Below are 25,900 nucleotides of genomic sequence, written 5' to 3' on the forward strand. Positions count from 1 at the left end.
ACCCGCCTGACCCGCCAACCATCTGACGCGACCATCACCAGTCTCGAGAAAGTGAGGACGCCTTGTCCGATCACCAGTTCGGCTTCCGCACACGTGCGCTGCACGCCGGTGGGGTACCCGACGCGGTCCACGGTTCACGCGCGGTGCCGATCCACCAGACCACGTCGTTCGTCTTCAAGGACGCCGACGACGCCGCGAACCTCTTCGCGCTGCAGAAGTACGGCAATATCTACTCGCGCATCGGCAACCCCACGGTCGCGGCGTTCGAGGAGCGCATCGCGAGCCTCGAGGGCGGGATCGGTGCGGTCGCCACTGCGTCAGGGATGTCCTCGGAGTTCATCGTCTTCGCAGCACTCGCGCAGGCCGGCGACCACATCGTGGCTTCGTCCCAGCTCTACGGCGGCACCATCACCCAGCTGGACGTGACGCTGCGCCGGTTCGGCATCGAGACCACGTTCGTCGACGGCACGGATGCGGAGGACTACCGCGCCGCGCTGCGTCCGGAGACGAAGGCCGTCTACACGGAGCTCATCGCGAATCCTTCGTCGGAGATCGCGGACCTCGAGGGCCTCGCCGATGTCGCGCACTCCGCAGGCATCCCCCTCGTCGTCGACGCGACCCTCAACACCCCGTACCTCTGCCGACCGATCGAGCACGGCGCGGACATCGTGATCCATTCCGCGACGAAGTTCATCGGCGGTCACGGAACGACGCTCGGAGGCGTCGTCGTGGAGGCGGGGACCTTCGACTGGGGCAACGGCAACTTCCCGCTCATGACGGAGCCGGTCCCCACGTACAACGGCCTGTCGTGGTGGGACAACTTCGGTGAGTTCGGATTCCTCACCCGCCTGCGCTCGGAGCAGCTGCGCGATATCGGTCCGTCGCTCTCGCCGCAGTCCGCGTGGCAGCTGCTGCAGGGGGTGGAGACGCTCGCCCAGCGCATGGACGCCCACCAGGCCAACGCCACTGCTGTCGCCGAATGGCTCGACCGTGACCCGCGCATCGCGTACGTCCAGTACTCGGGCCTCGCCGCGCACCCGCACCACGAGCGGGCTGGTAAGTACCTCACCGGCTCCGGCTCGGTCTTCTCGTTCGGAGTCGCCGCCAGTGCCCAGGGGTCCGGGCGCGAGGTCGGCGAGGAGTTCATCGAGAGGCTCCAGATCGCATCGCACCTGGCGAACGTGGGCGATGCGCGCACCCTCGTGCTGCACCCCGCGTCGACGACCCACCAGCAGCTCACGGCCGCTCAGCTCGAGGCGGGCGGCGTGAAGCCGGACCTCATCCGGATCTCCGTGGGGCTCGAGGATCTCGACGACATCCTCTGGGACCTCGATCAGGCGCTCACCGCCGCGGCTGGTGTGACCGCCTCCGGAGCGAGCTCGACAGAAGAAGGAGCGGCCTGATGACTGAGCAGACAGCGCACCAGCAGACCGAGCAGCAGGCAGAGCAGCAGCAGACCGCAGCACCCGGGCGCTCGTGGGTGGGGCCGTCGGCCACACAGCGGCTGCAGATGCTGAGGGAGGCGTCGTCGGTCGCCATCGTCGGTGCGTCCGCGAAGCCCGCGCGGGCTTCGAACTTCGTGGGCACGTACCTGCTGTCCTCGTCGAACTACCGCGTGTACTTCATCAACCCGCGTGAGAAGGAGATCCTGGGACACCCGGTCTACCCCTCTCTCGAGGACCTGCCCGAGGTGCCGGACATCGTCGACGTGTTCCGCCGCAACGACGATCTGCCGGACGTCGCCCGCGAAGCCGTCGCGATCGGAGCGAAGTCCCTGTGGATCCAGCTGGGACTGTGGAACGAGGAGGCCGCGCGCATCGCCGAGGAGGCGGGCCTGTCCGTCGCCATGGACCGCTGCCTCAAGATCGAGCACGCCCGCTTCCACGGCGGCCTCAACCTGGCCGGCTTCAACACGGGAGTCATCTCCTCGAAGCGCCAGACGCTCGCCTGAGCGAATGCAGAAGGGCCCGCACCATCCGATGGTGCGGGCCCTTCTGCTGTCCAGAGTGCGAGTCCGGCTCTCAGAGTCGTACTGACCTCAGAGTCGTACTGGCTCAGGGCTGGTGCGGAGGCTGCGGTGGGACGCCGCGCTGCTTCTGCGCCCACTGCTGAGCGCGCTCGGCCGGGTTGCCGTCGTGGGGCATCGCGCCTCCCGTGTCCAGTGCGGTGTCGTGACGGCGAGCCGCATGCTGCTGTGCACGCTGCTGTGCCTGCTCCTCCACCTGCGCCTCACGACGGGCACGACGGGTGTCCAGATCGGCCTGATCACGGTCGTCCTGCTCGGCACCCTCCATGCCCCGGTCGTTCGCCTGGGCGGAGAACAGGGAATTGCGGATCTGGTCCATCATCTCTCCCATGCCGCCGGGATTCGACGGCATGAACAGCACATTGGAACGACCACCACGAGCGACTTCCTGCATCGCGTCGAAGTACTGCGTCATCATCAGCAGCTGTTCGGCGGAATCGCTGATGCCCACCTCGCTGAGGCGCTCGTACTGGATCGCGATCCCGTCCGCGATCGCCTTCCGCTGCGCGGCCACGCCCTCACCGTGGAGGCGCATGGCCTCCGCGTCCGCCTCGGCCTGCGTGACGCGCTTGATCTTGTCCGCCTCGGCGAGCGACTGCGCCGCGACCCGATCACGCTGCGCCGCGTTGATCGAGTTCATCGAGTCGCGCACGCGGGTGTCCGGCGAGATGTCCGTGACCAGTGTGTTGACGATGCGGAAGCCGTAGGCCGCCATCGACTGCGAGAGCCGCTGCTCGACGTTGTGCGCGATGTCGTCCTTCGACTCGAAGGCCGAATCGAGCGTCAGCCCCGACAGTGCGGAGCGGACCGTGTCGAAGACGTACGACCGGATCTGCTCTTCGGGGTTCTGCAGACGGTAGTACGCCTCGACCACGCTGTCCTCGCCGACCACGTACTGCACGGCGACCGGCACATTGACGAAGACGTTGTCCTTCGTCTTCGACTCGATCTCCACGCCCAGCTGCTGGACGCGCAGAGAGATCGGCTTCGTCGTGGTCTCGATGAACGGAGTCTTCGTGTTCAGGCCCGGACGCGCGACCTTCTTGAACTTGCCGAACCGTTCGACGATCACGTTCTCCTGCGTCTTCACGGTGAAGAAGATCGAGGTGCGGAGGCCGCTGAAGAGCATGACCCCCACGATGATGAGGATGACGACGAGGACGATGGCCCCGACGCCCAATCCGAGTACTGCATCCATGAGATGGCTCCTAGAGTGGAGTGCGCGTTCTCCACCAGCCTATCGGAGCAGTCTCGGACCCCATCGGCTGAGCGGCGGTTCAGCCCAGTGCCGTGACGGCTGCGTCGTAATCGGGCTCCTGACCGATCTCCGGGACCAGCTGCGCGTGGAGCACCTTCCCGTCCACGTCGAGGACGAGCACGGCCCGCGCGAGCAGTCCTGCCAGGGGCCCGTCGGTCTGCTGGAGGCCGTAGTCGGCGCCGAAGTCGGACCGGAATGCGGAGCCCATCGTCACGTTCTCGATGCCGTCTGCTCCGCAGAAACGCGCCTGGGCGAAGGGCAGGTCCTGCGAGACGCACACGACGGCGGTGTCCTCGAGTCCTGCCGCGAGTTCATTGAACTTCCGCACGCTCGCCGCGCAGACGCCCGTGTCGACGCTGGGGAAGATGTTGAGCACGACGCGCCTGCCCGACAGTCCCTCCGACGTGACGTCGGACAGATCCTGTCCCACCAGGGCGAAGGACGGGGCGATGACACCGACGGCGGGAAGTTCGCCGTTGGTCTGGACGGGGGTTCCTCGGAATGCAGTCTCAGCCATGTCCACATCCTTGCCCATGGGTGTGGCGGCGGCAACCGCATATCGCACCGTGGGCAGTCCTCTGACGACTCGCCATTTAGTGAGGTCGCCCTCACCTACATCGGATAGGGTCGAAGGCAGGGTCGCACCCATCCCACGCCGCGCGGCTGTCCCCCGTCGCGCGATTCCATACCCCGCCCCGTGATTTCCCATCCCCCTGTGAAAGGACGAGTCTCCATGACCGACCGCCCACGTCCGAAGCGCCCCCAGCATGTCATGGAGGTCCTCGAGCGCTCGCGGCTCTCACCGTCCCTCGTACGGCTCGTGGTCGGCGGGCCCGGCTTCTCGACGTTCCCGCAGCCGCCCAGCACCGACGCCTATGTGAAGATCGTCTTCGCGAAGCCGGAGCTGGACCTCGAGCCCCCGTACGACCTCGCGCAGCTGCGCGAGACCCTCGCCCCTGAGGACATCCCGGTCACCCGCACCTATACCGTGCGCGACGTGGACATGGAGGCGGGCACCCTCACACTCGACTTCGTGGTGCACGGGGACGCAGGGCTCGCCGCTCCCTGGGCACGCGACGCGCAGCCCGGCGATCGGATCGTCTTCCACGGGCCCGGAGGCGCGTACACCCCGGACGCCTCCGCCGACTGGCATCTGCTGGCTGGCGACCTCTCCGCGCTGCCCGCCGTCGCCGCAGCGCTCGAAGCCCTGCCCGCCGATGCGCGCGGCTACGCGTTCCTCGTCGTCGACGAGGAGGACGACCGCCTCGAGCTCACGGCGCCGGAGGGAGTCGAGATCGTGTGGGCGGTGGGGTCGGAGGGCGGTGCGGCGACGGACCTGCTCGCCGCCACCATCCGGTCCCGCCCCTGGCTCGAGGGTCGAGTGCACGTCTTCGCGCACGGAGAGCGGGAATCGATCAAGCAGGTCCGCCGGCTGCTCAAGGAGCATGAGCTCTCACGCGAGCAGATCTCGATCTCCGGGTACTGGGCCTACGGCAGGAACGAGGACCGCTTCCAGTCGGAGAAGCGCGAACCGATCGGCACGATCGACTGACGACCGGATCGACTGACGACCGACCGGCGCGGCAGACGACCATCCGTCGCGTTCACGGCTGGTCCAGCAGCGCCTCCACGGCGGCCCACGTGTGCCGGGAGCGGCGCAGCGCGTATTCGGGGTCCACGTCCTCGGCCGCGCGCACGCTCCACACGGACCAGTTCGTGCACAGCCGCAGCAGCGCGAGCGGTTCCACGAGCGACCGCTCGTCCTCGCTGAGCTCACGGATCCGTTCGTAGCCGGCCACCACCGCCGCGATCCGGTCGCGGCGATCGTCCGCCCTGAGCGTCGCGTACGCCGCGGCGACCGCAGGGTCCGCGACGAGAGGTGCGAAGTGGGCATCGTTGAAGTCGATCACCCCGGCGAGCCTCAGTCGGCGGGGGTCCTCGTCGCCTCCGGTGACGATCGTGTTGTCGTCATGGAGGTCCTGGTGGACGACTCCCCACGGGACCCTCGCCAAGCGGTCGGCGTGATCGCGCTCGAAGCCGGCGACGACCTCGGCGACGGTGCGGGACCGACCGTCGTCCCGCAGACGGGTGAGGGCCGCTCGGATCTCCTGGGTGCTCCGCTGCGCGAGCCACGTGTGCTCCGGAAGATCGGTCGGCACCGTGAGATCTGCGAATGCGCGGGTGAGCACGGCGGACGCGCGCCCGAGCTCTTCGTAGACACTCCGCGGCACCGCGCTGCAGGCCGACAGCAGGTCGCCGTCGATCCACTCGACGACCCGGAGGCGGAAGGTCTTCCCGCCGTGCTCGAGGGTGACCCGCCGCTGGCCCGTCCGTGTCGCGAGCAGTCGGGGCGTGGCGATCTCCATGTCCGGGTGGCCGGAGCGGATGCCGTGCGCGGCCGCGGCCAGCACCGTCTCCTGCCAGTCGAGCGCGACGGCCGGCGTCCTCTCATCGCTCACCTTGATGAGCCATGTCCCCCGATCCGGGTCGCTGATGCGCACGTTCCGGTCGAACTCCCCCTTGAAGATGCGGGGCTCGCGGGGATCCAGACCGTACTCGTGGGCCACTGCATCGAGCACAGCGGACCGCGGCGCCTCCTCATCCATCCGCGCGCTCACGCACCCCGGTCCCCGCGACGTCCGCGAGAGCTCCCCGGAACGCGTCGACGAGTCGGTCGATCTCCTCATCCGTGATGACGAGCGGCGGCCTGATCTTCAGCACGGCGTCCCCCGGGCCCGTGCGGCTCACCAGCACGCGGCGGGCGTACATCGCCTCGACGATCTCCTCGGCCAGTGCGCCGGCACGTGCGTCGTCCCCCGCCGCTGGTCGCAGGTCCACGCCGACCATGAGTCCCGCGCGGCGAATCCGACCGTCCACGCCCGCCTCCGCGAGTGCGTCGACGAGCCCCTCTCCGAGGCGGCTGCCGGCGTCCGCGACCCTCTCGCCGAACCCGCCGTCGCGGAGCGTGACGAGCACCGCGTGTGCGGCGGCGATCGGCGCCGGTGTGCCGGCGAAGGTGTTGAAGTACCGCTGCTGGCCGCCGAAGTCGCTGAAGACGACGCGCGGGCCGGCGACGGCGGCGATCGGCATTCCGCCGCCCATCGGCTTGCCGAGTGTGACGAGGTCGGGGGCGACGCCCAGGGCCTCATAGCCCCACCAGGCGCCGGTGCGGAAGAATCCCGCCTGGACCTCGTCGGCGATGTAGAAGCCGCCGGCATCGTGGACGGCGTCGACGGCCGCGGCGAGTCGCACATGCTCTCCCGCGACGATCCCCTCCGAGGTCATCGTCGAATCGAGGACGAAGGCCGATGTGCCGTGGCCGCGGCGCTCGAGCTCTGCAGCCGCGCGGCGCACGCGGTCAGCGAGGTCCTGTTCGAAGTCGGGATCCTCTGCAGCGGGGATGTCGACCGTGACCACATGGTCGCGTGGGCCAGGACTGAGACTCGGGGAGATCGCCGCCGTGGCACTCGTCGTCCCGTGGTAGGCGCGGCGGGCGACGATCACGCCCGAGCTCATCGACGAGTACGCGGCGACCTGGAGGGCGAGGTCGTTGGCCTCCGACCCGGAGCATGTGTAGACGACGGATTCGATGTGCTGCGGCAGGAGGGCGAGCAGGTCGCGGGAATACGCGTCGACGATGTCGTCGAGGTAGCGGGTGTGGGTGTTCGCGCGCAGCAGCTGCGCGTGGACGGCGTCGGCGATCGCGGGGTGCGAATGCCCGATCACAGGCACGTTGTTGTACGCATCGAGATGGTCGATGCCGCTGGTGTCGGTGATCGTGCACCCCTGGGCCGAGGCCACCGTCAGGGGCTCCGAGTAGAAGGTGCGGTAGGTCCCCGCTCTGCGCGGTGCTGCGGGAGTTCTGCGCGGTGCTGCGGGAACGTGTCCGTCGTCGCTCATGGCCCCAGTGTGCCAGCCGGTGAGAGGTCTGCGAGGCCCAGAGGACGGTGCGGCCCTCACCGCAGGATGTGCGAGAGCCTCCGCTGGGAGGCGAGCAGGACATCGGCAACCGATTCCGCACCGATCTTCGTGAGCCGAGCGGCGGGCAGGGACACGGACACCGCACCCCGCAGATCGCCCGCTCCGCCGAAGACCGCGACGCCCACGCCGCCGACCTCGCTGCGCCACTCCCCGTGGTTCACCGCGTAGCCGCGCGTGATCGCAGCGGTCACGTGCCTCTCCACCGCCTCCCGGTCGAAGCCCGGCAGCGATGCCTCCCCGTCGAGGAGTCTGCCCCGTTCGTCCGCCGGCATCGCGGCCAGCATCGCTCGACCTGATCCGGTGCTGTGGAACGGGACACGGGTGCCGAGTCCCAGGTAGGTGCGGATCGCATTCACCCCGTCCGCGCGGGACACGACGACCTGGGAGTCCTCATCCCGCACGAGGAGGTGAACGGTCTCGCCGACCTCCTCACGGATCGCACTGAGCTCTTCCTGCGCGACGGCGGCCAGTCCGCCCGCGGGCGTCGACCGCATGCCGACCAGCAGTGATCTGTTCGTGAGCGACCACTCCGAGCGGCCATCGATGCTGGGCAGCAACCAGCCCGTCTCATTCAGCGTGGCGAGGCATCGCAGCACGGTCGTCTTCGGCAGGCCGGTGAGCCGAGCAGTCTCGGAGAGGCCGACGGGCTGACGTTCGGCCACGGTCTCCAGCACGGCGAATGCGTTGAGGACGCTCTGGATCGACTGTGACATGCCGAGGGACTCCGATCGCGATGGATGCCGAGGGCACCGGGGGCTCTGGACCGAGGGGGTCTCTGACCGTGGAACTGGGCCTCTGACCATGGAGGCGCTTTGACGTGGATGGTCTCGAGATCTATATTACATACGGACTGGACCGCTGGTCCACTCTGCGGACCGACAGGTTGGGGGCACTGCTCCCACGGCCGTTCGGCACCTCGATCCGGTGCTGCACAGTTCGGATGGCCACGAGCTGGACACCCGCATGTCAGTCCGCCCGCACACGAATGGGTCGTCACGATCCCCCGTCGTCACGATCCGAAGGAGCACCCCGCGCGTGAATCCGATCGCTCCCGATCGCACCGACCCCGAGCCCACGCTGCCGACGGCGGACACACCACTCGATGCGCTGGCCTCGGCTGACTTCACAGGGCGGCTCGTCGAGATCGCTCGCAGGTGGCAGCACCCGCGACCCGAGGAGGCGGCACGTGCTGCGGGGATCGCCTTCACCGACACCGTCGCGTGCGCGATCGCGGGCCTGTCCGATCCGGGAGTCGCCGCATTCGTCCGGGCGACCGGGCACGCGCCGTTCGCCGCGGACTCCCCTGTCGCCGACCATGCACGCGCCACCGGGCTCGCCGCCCACGCGCTCGACTACGACGACGTCGACGATGCGACGATCAGTCACCCGTCCGCCGCGATGGTGCCCGCACTGCTGGCGGTGGGAGCTGATCGCCGCGCTTCCGGTGCGGATATCGTGACGGCGTTCCACCGTGGTCTGGTCGTGGGCCGACTCCTGGGAGCGGCGCTCGGCGTGCGCTCGCACTACGAGGACGGCTGGCACACCACGAGCACCCTCGGCACGGTCGCGGCCGCAGCCGCCGTGGGGTCCGTGCTGGGACTCGACGAGAACGGGATGCGCGCTGCGCTGGGCATCGCGGGGTCACTGGCACAGGGCAGCCGGCAGAACTTCGGGACGATGACGAAGCCGCTCCACGCAGGCGCCGCCGCACACAGCGCGGTGCTCGCCGCGTCCCTCGCGGAGCAGGGCTTCACTGCCGATGACCAGCTGCTCGAAGGACCGTTGGGCTTCATCGCGCTCCACCGCGGGCAGTCGTCGGCGCCACCGGTGACCGATGCGGACATCGCGACCCCGTTCCTCAATGTGAAGCTCTATCCCTGCTGCTACTACACGCACGCCGCAGCGGACGCGGTCTCCGAACTCCGTGAGGACCTGGTCACGGACGCAGTCGATCCCACCTCTATCGCGTCCCTCCGCGTGACCGTCCAGCCGGGCGGTCTCGCCCCGCTCATCCATCCGCAGCCCAGCGATGGCACACAGGCGAAGTTCAGCATGGAGTACGTCGCCGCCGCGATGCTCTTCGACGGAGCCGTCACCCTCGCCTCGTTCGAGCCGGCCTCCGTCGCCCGCCCTGCACTGCAGGAGCTGCTGGCGACGGTGACGAAGGCCGAGGCGGAGGTCCCACCCGTGGGGCCCGCCGGGTGGACCGCCGGGTACGCCGTCGTCGTCGCGACCCTGGCGGACGGTCGCACGTTCAGCAGGCGTGTCGATCGGCCGCGCGGTCACGCGACCCGTCCGGTCGACGACGCCACCTTGAGGGCCAAGTTCGACGACTGCCTCACTGCGGCCGGAGTCCCGCTCACGGGCACGAACGGGGAAGCGACTGCCGACGGCTCTGCGCTCTTCGACGCACTCGTGACGATCGCCGATCAGCGTTCGGTCTCCGACGTCGCTCAGCACATCACCACGGTCCTTGCGGACCGACCCGACCAGGAGGCGGCACAGTGACATCCACGCAGAAGGACCGGCAGCGCTCAGCTGCAGCAGCCTCGGCGGCAGACGCGCTCCGGCGGCCGCTCGACGGCATCGTCGTCGTGGCCCTCGAGCAGGCGGTCGCCGCGCCGTTCGCCTCGCGGCAGCTGGCTGACCTCGGCGCACGGGTCATCAAGGTCGAGCGACCGGGCGGGGGCGACTTCGCCCGCGCCTACGACTCGCACGTCGACGGCACATCGTCGGCATTCCTCTGGCTGGGGCGCGGCAAGGAATCGGTCGTCCTCGACCTCAAGGACGACGACGGATGGGCGCGGCTCGAGTCGCTGCTCGAGCGCGCGGACGTCTTCATCCAGAACCTCTCCCCCTCCGCCGCCCGCCGTGCCGGCCTGGATCCGGACGCGGTGCAGGAGCGACACCCCCACGTCATCGCGTGCGGCATCTCCGGCTACGGCGAGGACGGCCCGATGGCGACGGCGAAGGCCTACGACCTGCTGGTCCAGGGCGAGTCCGGTCTCATCGATCTCACCGGCGACGGCGATGTCCAGGCCAAGGTCGGCATCTCGATCGCGGATATCGCCGCCGGCTCCTACGCCTACTCCTCGATCCTCGCGGCGCTGCATCACCGTCTGCGGTTCGGCGAGGCTCTGCCGGTGAAGATCTCCATGCTCGAGGCCCTGGCCGAATGGCTGAGCTACCCGCTCCACTACTCGCTGCACTCCGGTGCGGCACCACTGCGCCGCGGCACGTCGCACGCGACGATCGCCCCCTACGGCGCATTCGCCACCGGTGACGGGGGGCAGGTCCTCTTCGCGGTGCAGAATGACCGCGAGTGGCGCAGACTCTGCACCATCGTGCTGGGAGACCCGGAGCTCGCGGACGACTCCCGCTACGTGGATCAGCCGAACCGGGTCGCCCGGGCCGACGACCTCGAGGCCCTCATCGAGGAGCGCTTCGCCGCCTTCACGACCGACGAGGTCCGTGCCCTCCTCGAGCAGGCGGACATCGCCGTGGCCCGCCTCAACGGGATCCGCGACCTGGGCGACCACCAGCAGCTGCGGGCACGCGGACGCTGGGTCGACACTCCCCACCCCGGCGGCTCCGCAGAGACCCTCCGGCCGCCGTGGTCCGTCCCGCCCGAGGCCCAGGACTTCGGCGCCGTCCCGGCACTCGGCGAGCATACGGACTCCGTCCTCGCCTGGTTGGACGACCCGGACGAGGCAAGTCCCGCACCTGCACGGCCCCAGACCACGTCCCGCTCGACCCAGACCATTCCCGAACACACCCCAGATCCGAAGGAGCGACCATGACCATCAACACGTACGAGGAGACCGAGACCCGCAAGGATCTCCGCTCGCTGGTCGACCAGATCTGCCAGGACTTCCCCGATACCTACTGGCAGCAGGTCGACAAGGAGGAGGCCTATCCGGAGAAGTTCGTCGAGGCCCTCACGGCGACCGGTGCGCTGGGCGCACTCATCCCCGAGGAGTACGGCGGCCTGGGCCTGGGCCTGGGCGACGGATCTGCGATCCTCGAGCAGATCAACTACAACGGCGCGAACTCCGGTGCCGTCCACGCGCAGCTGTACACGATGAACGCGGTGCTCCACCACGGCAGCGAAGAGCAGAAGCAGGAGTACCTCCCGAAGGTCGCGTCCGGCGATCTGAGGCTGCAGGCGTTCGGCGTGACGGAGCCCGGCGCCGGCACGGACACCACGAGCCTCACGACCACCGCCGTGCGCGACGGGGACGAGTACGTCGTCAACGGCCAGAAGGTCTTCATCTCCCGGGTCCAGCAGTCCGACCTCATGCTCCTGCTGGCTCGGACCACCCCGCTGGATCAGGTGCAGAAGAAGTCCGACGGGATCTCGCTGTTCCTCATCGACATCCGCGACCTGCCCGGGCTCACGATCAATCCGATCGACACGATGGTCAATCACTCGACGAACGCCCTGTTCTTCGATGACATGCGCATCCCTGCCTCCTCCCTCATCGGCGAGGAGGGCAAGGGCTTCAAGTACGTGCTGACCGGCATGAACGCAGAGCGGATCCTCATCGCCAGCGAGTGCATCGGAGACGGCCGGTGGTTCATCGACCGCGCTGTGGACTACTCGAAGGAGCGCGTCGTCTTCAACCGTCCCATCGGCGCGAACCAGGGCGTCCAGTTCCCCATCGCCCGCGCACACGTCGAACTCGAGGCGGCGGACCTCATGCGCTGGAAGGCCGCGGACCTCTTCGACGCGGGCAAGCCCTGCGGCGCGGAGGCGAACATGGCCAAGATGCTCGCGTCCGAAGCGTCCTGGAAGGCCGGCGACACGGCCCTGCAGACGCACGGCGGATTCGGCATGTCCCGCGAGTACAACATCGAGCGGAAGTTCCGTGAGACGCGTCTCTACCAGATCGCGCCGATCTCGACGAACCTCATCCTGTCGTTCGTCGGCCAGCACGTGCTGGGCATGCCCCGCTCGTTCTGACGCCGACTACTGTGCTGTCCGGGCAGGCCGTCCGGGTGAGGCCGGCCTGCCCGGACAGCACAGCGCATACTCAGAGCACAGCGCATCCTCACAGCACCTCGCATACTCAGGTGGAGCCACACCCTCGGATCCACCAGTGACAGCGTCCCTGCACGCGGCACATCCCGCCGCGTCCGGGGATCGACGGAGCGACGACGCTCCGTGCGCACGCATCACACGAAATCCCCTTCCCAAGGAATCCGGTCCCATGAAACCGATCACGACCTCACAGGGTGCTGCCCGTTCACACGCGCCCTTCGCGAGCGGACCGCTCAACCGCAGGTCATTGCTGGCCCTGGCTGCCGCGGCACCGATGCTCGCCGCAGCCGGCTGCGCACCGGGCGCCTCCGCGAACGGTCTTCGCCCCGACGGCGCGCTGCGCGTCGCCACCTATATCACCCCCGGCTACACCGACCTCTTTCCCGGCATCGAGCTCTTCAACGAGTCGCTCTCCGCAGAGCTCGGGTCCGACATCGTCGACTTCTTCGATTCCGGCGCGCTCCTGAACGCCGAACAGCTGGTCCCGGGCATGCTCCGCGGTGTCACCGACGTGGGCTTCCAGACGTCCAGCTACGTGTCTGCGAGCTTCCCGATCCTGGGTGCTGCGGAGCTCCCGTTCGTCAATGACGGATTCGAGCAGATGCGTCGCGCCCTCGCGCCGTCTTCACCCCTCATGACGCTCATGAACGACACGCTGAGGCCGCAGGGCATCACGAACATCGGCGCGATGCCGTGCACGGAGCAGTGGCTCTTCACGGTCGACCGTCCGGTGGTCGAACCCGGTGATCTGCGCGGACTCCGCATCCGCACCGCCGGTCATGTCGAAGGCGAGATGGTGAAGTCGCTCGGCGGCGCGCCCGTCTCGATGTCGTCCGCAGAGCTGTACGAGGCGCTGGAGCGCGGCACCATCGACGGGATGGTGTCCTACCTCGGCACCATCGTGTCCCGCGGACTCGAGGACGTGGTGAACTACGCGACGCGCGCACACTTCGGCGCCTACAGCGTCGATGCGTATGCGAACACCGCATGGTTCGGCGACACGGGTCCGGCGGTCCAGGAGGCCCTGCACTCCGCCGGCGCCGTCTACGCGCAGGAGGGCACGGACATCCAGTACCAGGTGTACGAGGAGGACTACCTCCCGATGGTCCAGGCCTCCTCGCTGGAGATCGTCGAACTGGACGACAACCAGATCGACTCGTTCCGGGATGCCACGAGCGGCGTCGTCGACTGGTGGATCAAGGCCGTCGGAGACACCGAGCTCGCCGAACAGGCTCTGGCCTACGTGAAGGAGGCATGATGCTCAGCACATTCAACGCCCTCCGCCGGGTGACCCGGGTGCTGCGCATGGCGTCCGCCTGCGTGATCCTCCTCGTCATGCTCATCACCGGCTATGACGTCGTCATGCGGTACGTCTTCGCGCAGCCGCTCGAGTGGTCCATCACCATCTCGATGGTGGGCCTCGTCGCGATCGTCATGCTGACCGTCCCGGACCTCGAGGCCGAGGACTCGAATATCGGCATGGACCTGTGCTACCGCGGCTTCGGCCGGACGCAGACTGCCATCGCCGACATCGTCACGGTCATCGCGACGTTCGTCTTCTGCACCGTGTCCGGCGTCGCCGCTGCTCTCACGTCCGTCCACTTCTTCACTGCCGGGATGCGCACCGCGGGCACCTTCAACATGCCCGTCTGGATCGGTTATGCGCTCGTCGCTCTGGGGCTCCTCCTCGCCGCCGTCGTGACGCTGCTGCGCTACCTCCTCACACGCCAGGGCGCTGCGCTCGCGTCCTCGGAGGAGGCAGCGGCTGAGGACGGAGCGGCTGCATCGTCCGCGCAGGCAGAACCCTCCGCGACGTCCGCACAGACAACCCAGAAGGCACAGACCACCCAGAAGGGAGACGGCGATGCTTGACATCCTCGCGGTCACTGCCGCGATCCTCCTGCTCTTCCTCCTCGTCTACCTCCGCACTCCCATCTTCATCGCCCTGGGTTCGTCCGGACTCGTGGGGCTGCTGCTGCTCGAGGGCCCGCGCGGCATCGAACAGATCCCGATCGCCTTCGTCAGCCAGCTGGAGAGCTACGCGCTGGTCGCCGCCCCGATGTACATCCTCATGGGCGAGATCCTCGCCGCGGGCGGCCTGGGGCGCGCGATCTTCCGGTTCGCGCACGCGTGGCTGGGGCGCCTGCCCGGTGGTCTGGGCGTCACCGCCGTCGGTTCGTCCACTGTGTTCGGCGCGCTGTCCGGCGTGAGCCTGTCCGCCGTCACGGTCGTGGGTCGCATGTCCGTGCCGGAGATGCTCGAACGCGGATACCGTCCGAGCTTCGCGACCGGCGCCGTCGTCGCGTCCGGAGCGCTCGCGATGCTCATCCCGCCGAGCCTCATGTTCATCCTCTACTCATCCGTCTCCGGTGTGAGCATCGGCGCGCTGTTCGCCGGCGGCATCGTTCCGGGCCTCGTGCTCGCCACCCTCATGGCGCTGTTCGTCCTCACCATGGCGACGCTCAAGCCGGAGATCGCACCGCGTGCGGAAGAGGGCATCACGTGGAAGCAGCGCCTCGATGCGATGGTGAAGGTGGCGCCCGCCCTCATCCTCATCATCATCGTGCTCGGCTCGATCTACACGGGCATCGCGACCGCCACGGAGGCGGCTGCCATCGGCGCGATCGGCGCCTTCCTCGTCGTCGGCGTCTTCGATCGTGCACTCACCTGGACGAACATCAAGAAGATCCTCATCCACACGACGCAGATCTCCGGTGCGCTGCTCATCATCGTCGGCTCGGCATTCGTCTTCACCCAGATGCTCGTGGTGGTCCGGGCCGCAGAGGCGCTCACCACCTTCGTGGGTGGATTGTCGATCCCGCCGTCGCTCATCGTCATCATCCTGCTGATCATCGTTCTGGGCCTCGGCTGCCTCATCGATGCGGCCTCGCTCATGCTGGTGATCACGCCGATCCTGCTGCCGATCTTCGAATCGCTCGGGTACGACCCCCTGTGGGTCGGCGTCATCCTCGTCGTGACGCTGGAGACGGCGGTCATCACGCCGCCCGTGGGATTGAACCTGTATGCGATGAAGTCCGTCGTGCCACAGGTCGACATCGGGGACATCATCCGAGGGGCCCTGCCCTACCTCGCGATCGAGTTCGGGCTCGTCATCCTCATGGTCTTCGTCCCGGAGATCGCGACCTGGTTCCCGTCGCTCACCGCGACATAGTCAGCCCGTGCCATCGTCAGCCTGCGAGGTAGTCACCCAGCTGGCTGAGGTGTCCCGGCCGGCTGAGGTATTCGCCACCTGAGGGGGGCAGTGGTCGTCCACTGCCCCCTCAGGCGTCCCCCAGCACGTCAGCGAACGCGTCGACGGCCGCGGCGACGCCCGGCTGGGCGTCCAGCTCAGACCTCGTGAGTGCGACGATCCGCCTCTCCCCGCATTCCGTGCCCGGGACGCTGTCCACCGGCTCTGGCGCCAGCGCCAGCATCGTCGGCGTCGCGAGCCCCAGGCCCACGCCGGCCGCGACGAGCGCGAGCGTGACCGCGGTGTCCACGACGATATGCGTCTCGCGCGGCGCGATCGCCCGCTCCGCCAGCGCGAAGCGGACGGCACGACCGAACCGGGAGTCCCCGGGCGGAAGGATCCACGCGGCCTCGGCAGTCTCGAGCGAGGCGGCATCACTCGTCCCGGCAGGCGGGCGTGCGCTCTCACCCGCGCTCACTCTGACGATCCGGAACGACTCCGTCCTCAGCACACGCATGCGCACACCCCGCTGGGGCGCCAGCGGGGACGACGGGTAGTCGATGCCGATGCCCACGTCGATGCGCCCCGCGGAGACGGCGTCCTGCATCTGCTCGACGTCGACCTCCCGGGCCCGCAGCTCGACGTCGGACTTCTCGAGCAGCCGCTTGGCCGGTGCGATCGCGACGACCGAGGCGGAGCCGAACACGCCGACCGTCACCGGCAGGCGACCCGCGGGCTCTCCCCCGGCCACGGCCTCGGCGGCCTGGGCCTCCGCCGCCAGCAGGGTCCGGATCCGGGGCAGGAGCGCGATCCCGGCCTCGGTGAGCGCGACGCGACGGCCCGTCGGCGCGAGCAGTCGCACGCCGACGGTCCGCTGCAGTGCTGTCATGTGCTGGCTGACCGCGCCGGGCGTGTAGCCGAGGGCCCCGGCCGCAGCCGTCATCGTTCCGAGCTCCGCGACCGCGGAGAAGGTGCGCAGCTGCGCCAACGTCCACTGCATGAGGCTCCTTCGCCTACGCCACTGTCAGCTTTACTGATGGATGCTGTCATGAACCCTCGCTTGTGTGAAGAGTCCAGCGAGAACACACTGGCAGAGACATGAGATCCACTTCACAGTCCGCAACGGGGCTGACGAGTGAGGGGGTGAGTGGACGTGGAACCCACTGGTACGACGAAGACGGAGCGATCCTCCGGTGCCGCGTGCGCGAGCAGGACGGAGCTGCCGCAGCGTGTGGACGTCATCGTGATCGGCGGCGGGATCATAGGACTCGCGAGTGCGTACGAACTGGCTCGCGCCGGCCGGAGTGTGCTGGTCCTGGAGCGGTCCGATCTGGGCGCCGGCTCGACGTCGAAGGCGGCAGGAGGGCTGCGGAGCCAGTTCTCCGATGAGGCGAACATCCGATTGGGAGCGCGGAGTCTCGAGACGTTCGCGTGGCTGCAGGACGAACGGGGCCATGAGCTCGATCTCCTGCGGACCGGCTATCTGTTCCTCCTGAGCGATGAGGCGGACGTCGCGCGCTTCGAGCAGGACGTCGCCCTGCAGAATTCGCTGGGGCTGCGGACGACGATGCTCACGGTCGAGGAGGCGCATGCCCTCTCTCCTGTGATCAGCACCGACGGCCTGATCGGAGCCGTGTTCAATCCGGACGACGCGCACTGCACGCCGGAGGCGGCCGTCGCCGCATTCGCACACGAGGCCCGGCGCGCCGGAGCACGGATCGCGACGAAGGCGAAGGCCACCGACATCGAGATCGTCGACGGTCGAGTGGCGTCCGTGACGGTGGCCCAGGCCAGCGCCGCGGACCAGCACCCGGCCACCGGCACCGAGCAGCGGATCGAGACCGATCACATCGTCTGCGCCGCGGGCGTCTGGTCGGGGGCGATCGGCGACATGGTGGGCATCGACCTGCCGATCCGGCCGTTGAAGCGCCATGTGGCCATCACGGAGCCGCTCGACATCGATACGCGCGCGATGCCGTTCACGATCGACTTCTCGACCTCGTTCTACTTCCACTCCGAAGGAGACGGGCTGCTCATGGGGGCGCCGGAGACGGAGGACACATGGGAGTTCGACCTGCATTCGGACCCGTGCTGGCTGGAGCACCTGAGCGACCTCATCGAGGCGCGCGCCCCCGATCTGGACGAGGTCGAGGTCCGGGCCGGGTGGGCCGGCCTGTACGAGGTGACGCCGGACCACAACGCGCTCATCGGCTCGTCATCTGAGGTGGCGGGCTTCCACTACGCCTGCGGCTTCTCGGGTCACGGGTTCCTGCAGGGGCCGGCGGTCGGCGAAGTGGTGCGCGACCTCGTGCTCGACCGCGAGCCGTTCGTCGATGTGAGGGGGCTGAGCCTCGACAGGTTCACCGCCGGCGAGCTCCGGACGGAGCTCACGATCGTGTGAGGGTGGACGCAGTGAGCATAAGACGCAGCGAGCATGAGACGCAGCGAGCATGAGACGCGGCGAAACGGTTGAGACGGCATGACACAGACGGCACAGGCACGAGAGAAGGAGAGACGATGACGCTTCCCACACAGGACGAGATCCGCGACCTGACGCGCAGAGGGTTGAGCGGCTGCGGACTGGACCTCGACGCGATCACGACCGGCGCCTCGGCCGCGGGGGTCCAGCTGCGCAGCCCGATCACCGGGCAGGAGCTGGGGTGGGCCCAGTCGGACACTCCGGAGTCCGCTGCCGACACGATCGGACGGGCGCATGCCGCGTTCGCGGAATGGAGGTCCGTTCCGGCACCGGTGCGCGGGCAGGTCGTCCAGCGGTGGGGCCGGCTGCTCGCGGAGCACAAGGAGGACCTCGCCGCGCTGGTGACCGTCGAGGCGGGCAAGACCCCGTCCGAGGCCGCGGGCGAGGTGCAGGAGATGATCGACATCTGCGAACTGGCCGTCGGCCAGTCACGGCAGCTGTTCGGCAAGACCCTGCCCAGCGAACGGCCGGGGCACCGCCTCATGGAGACGTGGCATCCGCTGGGCGTCGTGGGCATCATCTCCGCGTTCAACTTCCCGGTCGCCCCGTACGCGTGGAACACCGCGCTCGCGATCGTGTGCGGCGATCCAGTCGTGTGGAAGCCGTCAGAGCTCGCGCTGCTGTCGGCCCTGGGTGCGAATGCGCTGCTCACGCGGGCGTTCGAGGAGTGCGGTCAGTCGACGAACGTGAACCACGTGCTCGTGGGCGATCGCAGCGTCGGCGAGATCCTGCTGGATGATCCGCGCGTCGAGCTGGTGTCCGCGACCGGGTCCGTGCGGATGGGCCGCGAGGTCGGGCCGCGGGTCGCGCAGAGGTTCGGACGCAGCCTGTTGGAGCTGGGCGGCAACAACGCTGCGATCGTCGCGCCGAGCGCGGATGCGGATCTGGCGCTGCGCGGTGTCGTGTTCGCGGCCGCGGGCACTGCGGGCCAGCGCTGCACGACCCTGCGGCGACTGTTCGTCCATTCGTCGGTCGCCTCAGAGTTCGTCGACAAGATCGTCGCGGCGTACGGGACGCTCACGATCGGCTCGCCCCTGGACGACGGCGTGCTCGTGGGGCCGCTGGTCGGTCAGGGCGCGTTCGAATCGATGCAGGCGGCACTGGCGACGGCGGAGGAACAGGGCGGAGAAGTCCTGTGCGGAGGTGCTCGGGTGCTTGCAGAGGACGGGCCCGAAGCGTTCTACGTCGAGCCCGCGGTGGTGCGGATGCCCTCGCAGACTCAGATCGTCCACGACGAGACGTTCGCACCGATCCTCTACGTCGTGGAGTACGACGATCTCGATGATGCGATCGCGCTCAACAACGCGGTGCCGCAGGGCCTGTCGTCTGCCGTGTTCACGTCCGATCTGGGCGAGGCGGAGAGGTTCCTCGCGGGTTCGGACACCGGGATCGCGAACGTGAACATCGGGACGTCGGGAGCAGAGATCGGCGGCGCGTTCGGCGGCAACAAGGAGACCGGCGGCGGACGCGAGTCCGGCACCGACTCCTGGCAGGCCTACATGCGCCAGGCGACGAACACCGTCAACTACTCCGGCGAGCTGCCGCTGGCGCAGGGAGTCGAGTTCCTGTGAGGTGAGGGCGTGCGTGGGGAGAGCATGCGTGGGGAGAGCATGCGTGAAGAGAGCTGGCACGCATGAGGTGCAGGAGCCTGCTCGCGGAGACGACCGGCGCGGCGCTCAGCCGCCGGTCGCCTCCGCGAGCGTCTCCAGCACCGGCTCTCCGTACTCGGCGAGCTTCTTCGCGCCCACACCGCTCACGGTGCCGAGCGCACCGATCGAGGTGGGGTTCGTGTCGATGATGGCGACGAGCGTCGCGTCGGAGAACACCATGTAGGGCGGGATCTGCTTCTCCTTGGCCACTGATGTCCGCCACTCGCGCAGCGCCTCGAACACCTCGCGCGCGGCCGGCTCGAGCGCATCGGCGGCTCGGCTGCGGGATCCCCCAGACCCCCCGCCGCCGGACCGGGATCGGCCGGACGACTGGGACGGAGGTGATCGGTCCTCAGCCAGTTCGACGGTGACGTCACTGCGCAGAACGGGACCGGATTCGGGGCCGGGCACCAGAACGCCGTAGTCGCCCTCGGCCTCGACGATCCCCCGTGCGAGCAGCTGGCGCAGTGCGCTCCGCCACTGCTTCTCCGACAGATCCTGGCCGATCCCCCACACGCTCAGCTCATCGTGACGGAACTGGGTGGATCGATCGTTGGCCCGCCCAAGCAGCACATCGAGCACCTGACCGGAGCCGAATTTCTGCCCCCGCTCCCGGTCCAGCCGGATGAGCGTCGACAGCAGCTTCTGCGCGGGAACGGTGGCGTCCCATGTGGTGGGGGGCGTCAGGCAGGTGTCGCAGTTGCCGCAGGCCTCCGAATCCTGGCCGAAGTACCGCAGCAGCTGGACACGCCGGCAGGTGACCGTCTCGCACAGCGCCAGCATCGCGTCGAGGTGGGTCCGCGCATTGCGCTTGAACTGGTCGCTGCCGTCCCCCTGATCGATGAACCGTCGCTGATTGACGAGGTCACCCAGGCCATAGGCCATCCATGCGGTCGACGGGAGCCCGTCACGCCCCGCGCGGCCGGTCTCCTGGTAGTAGCCCTCGATGCTCTTCGGAAGGTCGAGGTGCGCGACGAACCGCACGTCCGGCTTGTCGATGCCCATGCCGAAGGCGATCGTCGCGACGATGACGATGCCCTCCTCGCGGAGGAACCGCTCCTGGTGCGTGTGCCGCACGCGGGCGTCGAGACCGGCGTGGTACGGCAGCGCCGTCACACCGCGCTCATTCAGCCACTGCGCCGTCGTGTCGACGCTCTTGCGGGACATGCAGTAGACGATGCCCGCATCCCCGTCGTGCTCCGCGGAGATGAACCGCAGCAGCTGATCGCGCGGCCGGTCCTTCGGGTCGATCCGGTACTGGATGTTCGGCCGGTCGAAGCTGGAGACGAAGTGCTCCGCTTCCTCCATCCGCAGGCGGGTGCTGATCTCCCGGTGCGTCTCGCGCGTGGCCGTCGCCGTCAGAGCGACCCGGGGCACGTCCGGGAAGGCGTCCGCCAGGACGGACAGACCCAGGTAGTCGGGACGGAAGTCGTGCCCCCACTGGGAGACGCAGTGCGCCTCGTCGATCGCGACGAGGGCGATCCGCGCCCTCTGCAGCAGGTCGAGGGTGCGCGGGAGCACCAGTCGCTCCGGGGCCATGTACAGCAGGTCTATCTCACCCGCGAGGAGGCGCTGCTCGACGGCCTGCGCTTCGTGCGGCTCGAGCGTGGAGTTCAGGAATGCCGCCCGGATGCCCACTGCTTCCAATGCGGCGACCTGATCGGACATCAGGGCGATGAGGGGCGAGACGACGACGCCCGTCCCCTCCCGCAGCAGCGAGGGGATCTGATAGCACAGCGACTTGCCTCCGCCGGTGGGCATGAGGACGACTGCGTCTCCCCCGGCCACGATCTGGTCGATGATCGCCGCCTGCTCGCCGCGGAACTCGTCATAGCCGAAGACCTGTGACAGGACGCTCAGCGGGGTTCCGTCGGAGAACGACGTCGCCGAGGCGGTGGAGACACCCGCATCGCGGTCGACCGACGTCAGGTCCGGGGACTGCGGCGCGGCGTGCTGCGTGGTCGAGCCGTCGTACCCGCGAAGAGGGCCGTCGAACTCCGGAGGAGGATCATCGTATTCCGGATCGTACGGAGGCTCGTCGAGCGGTGGTGCCCAGCCGTCGAGCGGAACGGGTCCGGCGGGTGCGTCAGTGGTCTGGTGGTCCTCCATGTGCTCCACCCTAGAGCGCCGGTCGGACATCATCGGAGCCCGCTCAGGTATCGGATACGAGCTGCGTCCGGACCGCGCGGATGGCAGGGCTCGCGTCAGCGCTCCTGCGCCACACTGCATGGACCTCGCGCTGAGGGGGGCGGAGCAGTGGAACGGACACCAGACCGTCACGCAGAGGCGGGCGCGCGAGCCGTGGCATGAGTGCGATCACGCCGCCGCCGTCGACGAGCGCCATCTGCGAGGCGAAGTCATCGACGAGATGATGGACATCCGGGGTGACCGCCGAGCCTGCGAACACACGCCAGAACCACTGGTGGCACACAGTTCCAGGAGGACTCGTCACCCACGTGCACTCGGTGAAGTCCTCACTGGTGAGTGGTCGTCCGAGGGTCGCCAGCCGGTGGTCCTCCGGCATGATCACGTCACCGAGGTCGCTGTGCACGAGCTCACGCGTCATCGAGTCCGGTGCAGTCACCGGCAGGCCGTCGGCATCATGCACGATCGCGAGGTCGGCCGTGCCGGAATCGAGGCTCTGGAGGGCCTGGTCGGGATCCTGTTCCAGGACTCGAACGCTCAGCTCCGGGCACGAGCGCGTCAGGGCGGGCAGCACCGGACCGATGAGTCCGCGGATCGCAGTGGAGAAGGCGGCCACACGGATCACGCCGCTGGGGGTGCCTTCCGCCACCGACCGCGCCGCCTCGAGGCAGCGTTCGAGCGCCTGGAAGACGTCCGGGGATGAGTCGACGACGGCCTGACCCGCCGGGGTCAGCACCACTCCCCTCCCCGCCGCGGCGAGCACCTCCGCACCCAGCTGTCGTTCGAGCCGCTTGATCTGCTGCGATACGGCCGAGGCGGTGAAGCCCAGGTCCTCGGCAGAGCGGGCGAGTGTTCCATGGGAGGCCACCGAGCGGAGGGCTCGCAGTGCAGTCACATCGATCATGAAGCAATGCTACGCAATGAACGTGAAGAAGCATCGCTAGACCGCACGCTCGGGACGCGCGAAGATCAACGCATGACTCTCCCCCCGTCCTCGCCCGCCCAGTGCTTCGGAACCAACCTGGTCGCCATGGTCACACCCATGGAGACTGATGGAAGCGTGTCCAAGCCCGGCGTCACGGGACTCGTGGACCACCTGGTGGCCACGGGATGCGACGGGATCGTGGTCGCCGGCACAGCGGGAGAAGCGCCGACGCTGACAGACCCCGAGCTCACAGAGCTCATCACCCTGGTCCGCGACCGCGCGGCCGACCGCGCCCGGATCGTCGTCGGCATCGGAACCAACGACACGGTGACCAGCATCGAACGGGCGCAGCGTGCTGAAGAAGCCGGTGCTGACGGCCTGCTGCTCGTCTGCCCGTACTACTCACGACCGACGCAGGACGGGATCATCGCCCACTGCAGCGATGTCGCCGACGCGACCTCGCTGCCGGTCATGCTCTATGACATCCCCGGCCGAACGGGAACTCCGATGGAGGCTGCGACCCTGGTCCAGCTGTCGCAGCACCCGCGCATCCGGGCGGTCAAGGATGCGAAGGGGGACCTCTTCGAGGCCATGTCAGTCATGGCGGGCACGGATCTCGCCTACTACTGCGGTATCGACGAGCTCAACCTGCCGTATCTGGCAAGCGGCGCCACCGGACTCGTCAGTGTCGTCGGCAACGTCACGGCTGATCGGAACGCGGACCTCATCCGTGCAGTCGCCGGAGGCGATCTGAGCACCGCCCGGGCCATCCACACGGCACTGTCGCCGCTGACGGAGGCGATCATGCAGACGTCGCAGGGCGCCATCATGGCGAAGGCCGCCCTGCACGAGCTCCGCGTCATCCGCCACCCGACCGTTCGTCGACCGCTGGTCCCAGGGCCCGAGGCGGACCGGGAGAAGGTCGCTGCGGCGCTCGTCCAGGCCGGCGTCACGCGTCCAGTCGCCTCCGCCACCGAATCCAATCCCCGGCGAGCCGCATCACCGGCCGCAGCAGACTCGCCCGGTCCACTGGCAGTCGCTGCCGGAATGTGAAAGTCGACGAGGCGTGAGAACTGTCGGAGGATGAGAGCCGCCGGAGTCTGATCCACGGGCGGCTGGACACAGAACGATCGTCAGAGCGGTTCTCAGAACGGCGGTGGATCGTCATCGACGACCACCTCACCTGGCCAGTCGTCGCTCTCGTCGACGGCATCTGCAGTGTCGACGGCATCAGCAGTCTTGGGCATCACCACGGTGATGACCGTGCCGCCGAACAGATCCGTGCGAGGGTGCGCTCCGTGCAGCAGCTCTTCTACAGCAGCCCCGGAGAAGTCTGCAGACCGCAGACGCACACCGAAGACCTCTTCCGCGACGCTCTGCTGCCGAGGACCCGGATCGGCAGGAGGCGCGACAGTGCGCGTCACCACTCCGAGTGGCAGGATCCATTCGACTTCGTCCCCACTCACGCGTCTGAGACGGATCACGCCGTTCGTCTTCAGCTGATGGTGCATGACGCACAGCGGTATGAGGTTGCAGGGGTGCGTAGGCCCACCCCTTCCCGGTTCGTCGTGGCAGAACGCTTCGCAGTGGTCGATCTCGCACAGCGTCGAGGATCGAGTGCACCCCGGTGCCATGCACGATCGCCACTTGTGTTCGACCGCCCGTCTCATCGCCGCGGTCGGTGTATAGGTTCTGGTCGCTTCATCGGTGATCGTCCCGGTGGCCGGGTCGTAGAGGATCCGATGCCACACGGTCGACTTCGCGGCGACCTGTCTGGCCTGCTCGGCTGGGAGCGGCGTCGAATGGTCAAGGGTCGCGGGCTCATCGCTCAGTCCCATGAGTGTCGACAGTGACATCGTCACCGTCACCGCCGCTTGCTTGCGCAGCCATGCCCCGTCCGTGGGACACGCGACAGTGGCGATGAAGCTCTCCTGCTGGGCGTCCTCCGCGGCCGAACCGCCCGACGTCGCGTCGCCCGACGTCACCGAGTCCGAAATCGCCGAGTCTGAAGTCGCCTCGTCGCGTCCGTCGACATCACGCTTCTGGTCGGGGGCCACTCGCACGAGTCGCGCCTCGGTCTGGGGGACCGCCCCGACCGCGAGGTCGAACATGTACTGCTCGATCGTCCTGTCGTCCAGAGTCTGCAATGCGCCCTCAGAATCACCCCGGTCCCTCCCACCTGCGTCGACGTCCAGGCCCGCCAACTCCTGGCGCCGCATCGCCCGCGCCGTGGCCCGGACCCGCTCATACGACAGGGTCAGGGGCAGAAGCGGTCCGCGGATGACGAGCGCACCGCTCCCATCCGCCTCCGGGACGAGGCGGAGCCCACGATCCCTGTGGATGGATTCCGGTGACCGCACGGGCGGGTCGAAGCTCTTGCGGATGAACTCACGGATACGGCGCTCGAACTGGTCGAGCGAGATCTCCGGGCGCATCCTCGCGGCCATCTCATCAACCGCGTTCATCTGACCGATCGTGAGCTGAGCGCTCACCACCCTGTGCAACAGGCGGTCGACCCGGTTGAAGGGTACGGCGCCGGCCACAGTCGCCTCCAGCGTCCGCGGCAGACCGAGGAATGCGGCGAGAGCTCGGCCCGTCTCCCGCCGAGCTGTCCCCAACCGTGTGCGCATCGTCGCGTTGAGGCTGAGATAGTCTTCGGGTTCCGTAAGCCGCTCGAGGACCTGCACGAGCGGTTCAAGCGGGAGCATCGTCACTGCATCGCCACCCGCCCCCTGGTGGCGGCGAGGCTCGTCGCCGTACCGGAGCACCGCGTCCACAGCACCTGCACCATCGTCCCGCCGCAGGATCCGGACGAGTGCGAAGCGGGCAAGCTGGTGCATCTGCACCGCACGGAGCCGACTGGACGCGGTCGATATCTGGGCCCATTCTCCCAAGCAGTCGACGGGGAGCGGGAGATCTGCGTCGATGTCAAGGTCCGGCCCCTCGGACGACCGAGCTGAGCGCTCTGCCTCTTCCTGTGCGAGCTCCGCGAAGAGCTGAGCATTGGACGGCACGCCTGCGGAGGCGAGCGCAGCACGCACATCCGCAGCGCAGGCATAGAACAGTTCCCCTGCTCGCCCCCGCAGTACCTGTGCCATTGCCGTCCTTCCTGGGACTCTCCATCGGCCGCCGCATGTCGCGGAGCACGTTCGCCACACCCCGACTGCCTCTGCTGCCTGCCTCTGCTGCCTGCCTCTGCGACCTGC

Annotated in this window: 21 protein-coding genes; 12 read left to right on the top strand and 9 right to left on the bottom strand. The window is 68.5% G+C overall.

Annotated elements, in window-relative coordinates:
* Positions 1–62 precede the first annotated feature (62 nt).
* Entirely contained in the window at positions 63–1,403 is a 1,341-nt protein-coding gene (locus tag BJEO58_RS03350; protein ID WP_101587718.1) for an O-acetylhomoserine aminocarboxypropyltransferase/cysteine synthase family protein, read from the top strand.
* Positions 1,403–1,951 carry a CoA-binding protein gene (locus BJEO58_RS03355; RefSeq protein ID WP_101587720.1) on the top strand — a complete coding sequence of 183 codons (549 nt, stop codon included), beginning with the start codon at positions 1,403–1,405 and terminating at the stop codon, positions 1,949–1,951. Before BJEO58_RS03350 ends, BJEO58_RS03355 begins: the two co-directional genes overlap by 1 nt.
* Before the next feature lie 103 nt (positions 1,952–2,054).
* On the opposite strand, the gene BJEO58_RS03360 is transcribed toward BJEO58_RS03355, so the two are convergent.
* Together BJEO58_RS03360 and tpx are read right to left on the bottom strand one after the other, a co-directional pair.
* Positions 2,055–3,224: an SPFH domain-containing protein gene (locus BJEO58_RS03360; protein WP_101587722.1), complete on the bottom strand. Its 1,170-nt coding sequence runs from the start codon at positions 3,222–3,224 to the stop codon at positions 2,055–2,057.
* 79 nt (positions 3,225–3,303) lie between these two features.
* Positions 3,304–3,801: a thiol peroxidase gene (gene tpx, locus BJEO58_RS03365; RefSeq protein WP_101587724.1), complete on the bottom strand. Its 498-nt coding sequence runs from the start codon at positions 3,799–3,801 to the stop codon at positions 3,304–3,306.
* Between the two features lie 216 nt (positions 3,802–4,017).
* On the opposite strand from tpx, the gene BJEO58_RS03370 reads away from it, so the two are divergent.
* Positions 4,018–4,836 carry a siderophore-interacting protein gene (locus BJEO58_RS03370; RefSeq protein ID WP_101587726.1) on the top strand — a complete coding sequence of 273 codons (819 nt, stop codon included), beginning with the start codon at positions 4,018–4,020 and terminating at the stop codon, positions 4,834–4,836.
* 52 nt (positions 4,837–4,888) lie between these two features.
* Here the strand turns inward: BJEO58_RS03370 and BJEO58_RS03375 are convergent, their stop codons facing one another.
* Genes BJEO58_RS03375 through BJEO58_RS03385 form a run of 3 tightly spaced genes read right to left on the bottom strand, consistent with a single transcriptional unit; the run spans position 4,889 to position 7,978 of the window.
* Positions 4,889–5,902: a phosphotransferase gene (locus BJEO58_RS03375; RefSeq protein WP_180951805.1), complete on the bottom strand. Its 1,014-nt coding sequence runs from the start codon at positions 5,900–5,902 to the stop codon at positions 4,889–4,891.
* Positions 5,883–7,184: an aspartate aminotransferase family protein gene (locus BJEO58_RS03380; protein WP_101587729.1), complete on the bottom strand. Its 1,302-nt coding sequence runs from the start codon at positions 7,182–7,184 to the stop codon at positions 5,883–5,885. The genes BJEO58_RS03375 and BJEO58_RS03380 overlap by 20 nt, the downstream gene beginning before the upstream one ends.
* A 56-nt stretch (positions 7,185–7,240) precedes the next feature.
* Complete coding sequence (locus BJEO58_RS03385) at positions 7,241–7,978, bottom strand: IclR family transcriptional regulator (RefSeq protein ID WP_180951806.1); 738 nt, start codon at positions 7,976–7,978, stop codon at positions 7,241–7,243.
* A 322-nt stretch (positions 7,979–8,300) separates the two neighbouring features.
* On the opposite strand from BJEO58_RS03385, the gene BJEO58_RS03390 reads away from it, so the two are divergent.
* The 6 genes from BJEO58_RS03390 (at position 8,301) to BJEO58_RS03415 (ending at position 15,478) form a co-directional block, all read left to right on the top strand.
* Entirely contained in the window at positions 8,301–9,773 is a 1,473-nt protein-coding gene (locus BJEO58_RS03390) for an MmgE/PrpD family protein (protein WP_180951807.1), read from the top strand.
* Entirely contained in the window at positions 9,770–11,065 is a 1,296-nt protein-coding gene (locus BJEO58_RS03395) for a CaiB/BaiF CoA transferase family protein (protein ID WP_101587732.1), read from the top strand. Before BJEO58_RS03390 ends, BJEO58_RS03395 begins: the two co-directional genes overlap by 4 nt.
* Complete coding sequence (locus BJEO58_RS03400; RefSeq protein WP_101587734.1) at positions 11,062–12,228, top strand: acyl-CoA dehydrogenase family protein; 1,167 nt, start codon at positions 11,062–11,064, stop codon at positions 12,226–12,228. The genes BJEO58_RS03395 and BJEO58_RS03400 overlap by 4 nt, the downstream gene beginning before the upstream one ends.
* Before the next feature lie 247 nt (positions 12,229–12,475).
* Entirely contained in the window at positions 12,476–13,564 is a 1,089-nt protein-coding gene (locus BJEO58_RS03405; RefSeq protein ID WP_246076013.1) for a TRAP transporter substrate-binding protein, read from the top strand.
* Positions 13,561–14,178, top strand: a complete 618-nt coding sequence (locus BJEO58_RS03410) for a TRAP transporter small permease subunit (RefSeq protein ID WP_246076014.1) — start codon at positions 13,561–13,563, stop codon at positions 14,176–14,178. Before BJEO58_RS03405 ends, BJEO58_RS03410 begins: the two co-directional genes overlap by 4 nt.
* Entirely contained in the window at positions 14,171–15,478 is a 1,308-nt protein-coding gene (locus BJEO58_RS03415) for a TRAP transporter large permease (RefSeq protein WP_101587738.1), read from the top strand. The genes BJEO58_RS03410 and BJEO58_RS03415 overlap by 8 nt, the downstream gene beginning before the upstream one ends.
* A 109-nt stretch (positions 15,479–15,587) precedes the next feature.
* Here the strand turns inward: BJEO58_RS03415 and BJEO58_RS03420 are convergent, their stop codons facing one another.
* Positions 15,588–16,496 (bottom strand): LysR family transcriptional regulator, encoded by a 909-nt coding sequence (locus BJEO58_RS03420; RefSeq protein ID WP_101587740.1) that lies wholly within the window; start codon positions 16,494–16,496, stop codon positions 15,588–15,590.
* A 153-nt stretch (positions 16,497–16,649) separates the two neighbouring features.
* Between BJEO58_RS03420 and BJEO58_RS03425 the strand changes: the two genes are divergently transcribed.
* Both BJEO58_RS03425 and amaB read left to right on the top strand, forming a co-directional pair.
* Positions 16,650–17,897, top strand: a complete 1,248-nt coding sequence (locus BJEO58_RS03425; protein WP_246076015.1) for an NAD(P)/FAD-dependent oxidoreductase — start codon at positions 16,650–16,652, stop codon at positions 17,895–17,897.
* A 116-nt stretch (positions 17,898–18,013) separates the two neighbouring features.
* Positions 18,014–19,546 (top strand): L-piperidine-6-carboxylate dehydrogenase, encoded by a 1,533-nt coding sequence (gene amaB / locus BJEO58_RS03430; protein WP_101587742.1) that lies wholly within the window; start codon positions 18,014–18,016, stop codon positions 19,544–19,546.
* Positions 19,547–19,651: 105 nt separating this feature from the next.
* Here the strand turns inward: amaB and recQ are convergent, their stop codons facing one another.
* Entirely contained in the window at positions 19,652–21,733 is a 2,082-nt protein-coding gene (gene recQ, locus BJEO58_RS03435) for a DNA helicase RecQ (protein ID WP_246076016.1), read from the bottom strand.
* A gap of 43 nt (positions 21,734–21,776) precedes the next feature.
* A complete protein-coding gene (locus tag BJEO58_RS03440) occupies positions 21,777–22,673 on the bottom strand; it encodes a LysR family transcriptional regulator (protein WP_101587743.1) in 897 nt (298 codons plus the stop codon).
* A 72-nt stretch (positions 22,674–22,745) separates the two neighbouring features.
* Here BJEO58_RS03440 and dapA point away from each other — a divergent pair, with 72 nt between their 5' ends.
* On the top strand, positions 22,746–23,747 hold the full coding sequence (gene dapA, locus BJEO58_RS03445) for a 4-hydroxy-tetrahydrodipicolinate synthase (RefSeq protein WP_101587745.1): 1,002 nt from the start codon (positions 22,746–22,748) through the stop codon (positions 23,745–23,747).
* 92 nt (positions 23,748–23,839) lie between these two features.
* Here dapA and BJEO58_RS03450 read toward each other — a convergent pair whose 3' ends face one another.
* Positions 23,840–25,792: an HNH endonuclease signature motif containing protein gene (locus tag BJEO58_RS03450; RefSeq protein WP_101587747.1), complete on the bottom strand. Its 1,953-nt coding sequence runs from the start codon at positions 25,790–25,792 to the stop codon at positions 23,840–23,842.
* Positions 25,793–25,900: the final 108 nt, after the last annotated feature.

Source organism: Brevibacterium jeotgali, from assembly GCF_900169175.1.
In the GTDB taxonomy this organism is placed as follows: Bacteria; Actinomycetota; Actinomycetes; order Actinomycetales; family Brevibacteriaceae; genus Brevibacterium; species Brevibacterium jeotgali.